Source organism: uncultured Streptococcus sp. (genome assembly GCF_963521865.1).
GTDB lineage: Bacteria > Bacillota > Bacilli > Lactobacillales > Streptococcaceae > Streptococcus.
This window is the reverse complement of record NZ_CAUQWY010000062.1, coordinates 1-5621: the sequence shown is the minus strand read 5'-3', so window position 1 is coordinate 5621 and position 5621 is coordinate 1. Positions and strand designations below refer to the sequence as shown.

The following is a 5621-nucleotide window of genomic DNA, read 5'->3' as shown; positions in this document are numbered from 1 at the left end:
CATCTATTTTATACCATAGCCTATATGATTGCGGTTGTGATCTATTTTGCTTTAATGAAAAAGAAAGGAGCAAAGAAATGAAAACTTTTCTTGCTAAAAAACGGACCATCTTCCTTGCGAGATTGTTCCTAGGTCAGTTGCCCTTGATTGTCTCTACTTATCTATTTCTATCTCGTCAGTTTTTAAATTTTTCCTTGGTTTTCCAATTTCTCTTAGTAGTTATTAACTTGGCTTCTATTTTGGTCACTGTTTACCTCACTAGAGAAATGAGGATAAGAAAGTTTGAAGATGATGATTTGGTTAATCCTAGAACCAATCAACTGATGTTCATTGGTTTGACAGGTTTTATGTCTATTATCTGTTTGTATAGAGGGATTACAGCAGGAGAATTCTATCAACAATTAATTGCCTACATTGGTGCTATTCTCTGCTTGCTTATCATGCTTCTGCTCATTTGGGGCTTGAAGTATTATAAAAAGTAGCTTTCTTTCCTCTTTTATCAGGATATTTGAGTAGAAGACTCTATTAAAAAGTTCGTGAAATAAATGAATGGAGGTATTTAATATGAAATACAGATTATTTCTTGTTATTTTCTTGAGCAGTATGTTGAATATTCTTTTAGGGACATTTTTACAAATCTCTAATGTATCGATTGGGTGGATTGTTCTCTACAGTGGATTGTTTGAAGCAGGAATTTTCCTTCTTGCTAATAAAGGGGTGGCGGTAAAAATCAAGGAAGTAGACATCCAAAACCGCTTTAAATTTATTTTTGGAAAAACCTTATGGTTTCAAATTCTTTTGCTCATCTTTTTAATGGTCAAACTTTATCTTGGTTTGGATGCGAAGCTGATTTTATTCTATGGACATATTTTCATTGTCTTTAATTCCTTAATGTATCTATTATCTAGTAGTCAGGTTAGCCTTAAAAAGAACAAACTGTTTTCTTAATCTTACAGCAGTAGAGCTTGTCAAGAGGAGGTCATCATGTATAAACACTTATTTTTCCTAGATTCAAAAACCTTAGACTGGTTGACACCCTATATTCTGGTCTTGGCTTCTGACACCATTGCTTTTAATGTTTTTGTGCTAACCTTTGTTTCTGTTGTGGTCTTTTATTTCCTGAATCCCATGCTAGCTTTCATAGTTATATTCTTAGGGGCTGGCTATGTGGTCGGATTTTGCTTACTAAAATGGTTTGTTTTGGAAAGACTAGAGTTAAAGGATGACTTGTAGGGAAGTCTGTTTGTTGAGGAGGATAGTTTTATGGTCATTTTCAATAAATGTCATGCCTTGTTTTTGGGATTTTTAGTATTTGCAATCGTTGGTGCAGCGGGTTATTCCATTAATCAAGGCGATTATTTTCAACACCAGTACACATTCATTGTTGTAAAGAGTCTCTTGCTTTTCCTTAGTTTTGGCTATGCGAAATGGTTTGATATGATTTCTTTGGGGATTTTAAGCAGGAAACAACTCTTGCTCTTCATTGGAATCTTTCTTCTCACTGTGCTGGTAAGTATTAGCTATCATGCTTTTTTCTCAGTTGTTTCTGGTGCTTCGGATCAACACCTTGAGGAAGCTAGTAAAGGACTTTCGCTTTCCTTTATTGTTAGTGCTACAGTTTTGGCACCTATCCAGGAGGAATTCATGTTTAGAGGGCTTCTTCAAGGTGCGGTTTTTGATAATTCTTGGCTGGGGCTTGTGCTGACATCCTCTCTCTTTTCTTTCATGCATGAACCTTATGATATTCCTTCGTTTTGCTATTATCTTTTCGGGGGCTTGTTTCTGGGCTTTGCTTATAAAAAGAGCCAAAACCTATGGGTTTCTACTCTAGTCCACATGTTTTACAACAGTTTGCCACTTTTAACTTATATTCAATGAAAATCAAAGAGCAAACTAGGAAGCTAGCTGCAGGTTGCTCAAAACAGTGTTTTGAGGTTGTGGATAGAACTGACGAAGTCAGCTCAAAACAATGTTTTGAGGTTGTAGATAAGACTGACGAAGTCAGTCACATACCTATGGCAAGGCGATGTTGACGTGGTTTGAAGAGATTTTCGAAGAGTATAAAATGGTTTGTTTTGGAAAGATTAGAGCTCAAGGATGACTTGTAGGGAAGTTTGTTTGGTGAGGAGGATAATTTTATGGAGTTTTTTGATAAATTTCATGCCTTTTGTTTTGGATTTTTAGTACTAATAATCGTCATTACAGTTCCTTATACGATTAACCATGGGGATTTTTTTTCAAAATGAATCTGCATTGATTATTGTAAGTCTTCTAGTAACCTCGCTGAGTGTTGCTTATGCTAGAAAGTTTGAAATGATTTCTTTTGGGATGTTAAGCAAGAAACAACTTTTGCTTTTTATTGCAATCTTTCTTCTAAGCGTTCTTGAGACGCTGGTTTATATTCATTTCTTTGCTATTTCTTCTGGCGCAGGAGTTCAACACTTGACGGAAGTCAGCAGAGGAATTTCCCTTTCTTTGATTTTGACTTCCTCAGTTTTTGGACCCATCCAGGAGGAACTTATTTTCAGAGGACTTCTTCAAGGTGCGGTTTTTGACAATTCTTGGTTAGGGCTTGTGCTAACTTCCTCTCTCTTTTCTTTCATGCATGGACCTTCTAATGTCCCTTCGTTTATTTTTTATCTACTTGGGGGCTTGTTACTGGGATTTGCTTATAAAAAGAGCCAAAACCTATGGGTTTCTACTCTAGTTCACATGTTTTACAATGCTTGGCCACTCTTATATTATTTATAAAAATCATGAAAGGTAAGCAGAAGACGGTGCTTGCCTTTTTCTTTCTATAATGATACCCAAGCCAATCCAGAGGCTTTTCTTTGAGAATCGGGTGTGGAGCGGTTGACGAATAGGCCAAAAACTAGTAGAATAGTAAGGAAACTTTATACGGAGGAAAGAAATGGATTTGGGTGATAATGAGCTAACACTGACTCCCATACCTGGGAAAAGTGGTAAGGCTTATATGGGTAGCTATCCTGATGGGAAGCGTATCTTTGTAAAAATGAACACCTCTCCAATCCTACCTGGTCTAGCTAGAGAACAAATTGCTCCACAATTATTATGGAGTCGTCGTTTGGCAGATGGGCGTGATATGTGTGCTCAAGAATGGTTGACAGGCAAGATATTGACCCCCTATGATATGAATCGTAAACAAATCGTCAATATTTTAACCCGTCTGCATCGCTCACGTCCGTTGATGACACAGTTGAGTCGGTTGGGCTATGCCATGGAAACACCTGTAGATTTACTGCAGTCTTGGCAGGAAACGGCTCCAGATGCTTTGCGTAAAAATCATTTTATCAGTGAAGTGATGGCTGATTTACGTCAGACTATTCCAGGATTTAGAGAGGACTATGCGACCATTGTCCATGGAGATGTACGACATAGTAATTGGATTGAGACAGACAGTGGCTTGATTTATTTGGTGGATTGGGATTCGGTTCGCTTGACCGACCGCATGTTTGATGTGGCCCATATGCTCTGCCATTATATTCCAGAAAATCAGTGGAAGGAATGGTTGACCTACTACGGTTACAAGTATAATCAAACGGTATTAAATAAATTGTATTGGTACGGTCAATTGTCTTATTTGAGCCAGATTTCCAAGTATTATATGAACCAAGATTTAGAAAATGTCAATCGGGAGATTCATGGCTTGCGTCACTTCCGAGACAAGTATGGAAAGAGAAGATGAGAGTTAGAAATCGTAAAGGGGCAACAGAATTACTAGAGGCAAATCCCCAGTATGTGGTCCTCAATCCCTTGGAAGCCAAGGGAAAATGGCGGGACTTGTTTGGCAATGACAACCCCATTCATGTGGAAGTTGGAAGTGGAAAGGGTGCCTTTGTTTCAGGTATGGCCAAACAAAACCCTGACATCAACTATATCGGGATTGATATTCAAAAGTCTGTTTTGAGTTACGCTTTGGACAAGGTTCTTGAAGTTGGAGTGCCTAATATCAAGCTCTTGTGGGTAGATGGTTCTGATTTGACTGACTACTTTGAAGACGGTGAGATTGATCGTTTGTATCTGAACTTTTCAGATCCATGGCCTAAAAAACGCCATGAAAAGCGTCGTTTGACCTACAAGACCTTCTTGGATACCTTCAAGCGTATCTTGCCTGAAAATGGAGAAATTCATTTCAAGACAGATAACCGTGGCTTGTTTGAGTACAGCCTAGTGAGCTTTTCTCAATATGGCATGAAACTAAATGGTGTCTGGCTAGACTTACATGCCAGTGATTTTGAAGGCAATGTCATGACAGAATACGAACAAAAATTCTCCAACAAGGGGCAAGTTATCTATCGAGTTGAGGCAGAATTTTAAGAAATAGCCTGAAATCAGGCTGTATAAGTGCTTTTGCTTTACATAAGGTGGCAAACGTGCTATACTAAGAGTAAGAATATGAGAAAGTGAGGCGGGGAAATATCTTCGCCTCTTGCTTATGAGGAGGTGGACGCAATCGCAACAATCGTAGAATTAGTCAGAGAAGTTGTAGAACCTGTCATCCAAGCACCTTTCGAACTCGTGGATATCGAGTATGGAAAGATTGGCAGTGACATGATTCTCAGTATTTTTGTAGATAAACCTGAAGGAATTACCTTGAACGACACGGCAGACTTGACAGAAATGATCAGTCCTGTCCTAGACACCATCAAGCCAGATCCCTTCCCAGAACAATATTTCCTAGAAATCACCAGTCCAGGCTTGGAACGTCCTTTGAAAACCAAGGATGCCGTTGCTGGAGCGGTTGGGAAATACATCCATGTCGGGCTCTACCAAGCCATCGATAAGCAAAAGGTCTTTGAAGGAACCTTGCTAGCCTTTGAAGAGGATGAGTTGACCATGGAATATATGGACAAGACGCGTAAGAAAACTGTCCAAATTCCATACAGTTTGGTATCAAAAGCACGTTTAGCAGTTAAATTATAGAAAAAGAAAGGATAGCTTTTGAGAATTCAAAAGTGAAGAAAACATGAGTAAAGAAATGCTAGAGGCCTTCCGCATTTTGGAAGAAGACAAGGGAATCAAAAAAGAAGACATCATCGACGCAGTAGTAGAGTCGCTTCGTTCCGCTTATCGCAGACGCTATGGTCAATCAGACAGCGTAGCTATTGACTTCAACGAAAAAACAGGTGACTTTACAGTTTATACTGTCCGTGAAGTGGTTGATGAAGTATTTGATAGCCGTTTGGAAATCAGCTTGAAAGATGCTCTTGCCATCAATTCAGCCTATGAACTTGGTGATAAAATCAAGTTTGAAGAAGCACCTGCTGAGTTTGGTCGTGTAGCAGCTCAATCTGCCAAACAAACCATCATGGAAAAAATGCGCAAGCAAACACGTGCCATTACCTACAATACTTATAAAGAACATGAACAAGAAATCATGTCTGGTACAGTAGAACGCTTTGACAACCGCTTCATCTATGTCAACCTCGGCAGTATCGAAGCCCAATTGTCAAAACAAGACCAAATCCCTGGAGAAGTTTTTGCTTCTCATGATCGTATCGAAGTCTATGTCTACAAGGTTGAAGACAACCCTCGCGGTGTGAATGTCTTTGTTAGCCGTAGCCACCCAGAAATGATCAAACGCTTGATGGAGCAAGAAA

At 39.0% G+C, this 5621-nt stretch carries 9 protein-coding genes and 1 pseudogene; all 10 read left to right on the top strand.

Annotated elements, in window-relative coordinates:
• The first annotated feature begins 77 nt into the window (after positions 1 to 77).
• Positions 78 to 482 carry an immunity protein gene (locus RWO85_RS09580; protein WP_314415577.1) on the top strand — a complete coding sequence of 135 codons (405 nt, stop codon included), beginning with the start codon at positions 78 to 80 and terminating at the stop codon, positions 480 to 482.
• Between the two features lie 82 nt (positions 483 to 564).
• Complete coding sequence (locus tag RWO85_RS09575; RefSeq protein WP_313970344.1) at positions 565 to 948, top strand: immunity protein; 384 nt, start codon at positions 565 to 567, stop codon at positions 946 to 948.
• A gap of 36 nt (positions 949 to 984) precedes the next feature.
• On the top strand, positions 985 to 1233 hold the full coding sequence (gene blpZ / locus RWO85_RS09570) for an immunity protein BlpZ (RefSeq protein WP_313970345.1): 249 nt from the start codon (positions 985 to 987) through the stop codon (positions 1231 to 1233).
• Between the two features lie 30 nt (positions 1234 to 1263).
• Positions 1264 to 1878, top strand: a complete 615-nt coding sequence (locus RWO85_RS09565) for a type II CAAX endopeptidase family protein (RefSeq protein ID WP_313970346.1) — start codon at positions 1264 to 1266, stop codon at positions 1876 to 1878.
• Complete coding sequence (locus RWO85_RS09560) at positions 1875 to 2033, top strand: hypothetical protein (RefSeq protein WP_314415574.1); 159 nt, start codon at positions 1875 to 1877, stop codon at positions 2031 to 2033. The genes RWO85_RS09565 and RWO85_RS09560 overlap by 4 nt, the downstream gene beginning before the upstream one ends.
• 105 nt (positions 2034 to 2138) lie before the next feature.
• Positions 2139 to 2751 (top strand): annotated as a pseudogene (locus RWO85_RS09555) (lysostaphin resistance A-like protein).
• Positions 2752 to 2911: 160 nt separating this feature from the next.
• The gene (gene ccrZ / locus RWO85_RS09550; RefSeq protein WP_172930886.1) at positions 2912 to 3706 is read left to right on the top strand and encodes a cell cycle regulator CcrZ; all 795 of its coding nucleotides are present in this window, start codon (positions 2912 to 2914) and stop codon (positions 3704 to 3706) included.
• Positions 3703 to 4338 carry a tRNA (guanosine(46)-N7)-methyltransferase TrmB gene (gene trmB / locus RWO85_RS09545; RefSeq protein WP_001266094.1) on the top strand — a complete coding sequence of 212 codons (636 nt, stop codon included), beginning with the start codon at positions 3703 to 3705 and terminating at the stop codon, positions 4336 to 4338. The genes ccrZ and trmB overlap by 4 nt, the downstream gene beginning before the upstream one ends.
• A 126-nt stretch (positions 4339 to 4464) precedes the next feature.
• Complete coding sequence (gene rimP / locus RWO85_RS09540; protein ID WP_050230440.1) at positions 4465 to 4944, top strand: ribosome maturation factor RimP; 480 nt, start codon at positions 4465 to 4467, stop codon at positions 4942 to 4944.
• Between the two features lie 43 nt (positions 4945 to 4987).
• On the top strand, positions 4988 to 5621 hold a 634-nt coding region (locus RWO85_RS09535), incomplete at its 3' end, for a NusA N-terminal domain-containing protein (RefSeq protein WP_314415573.1).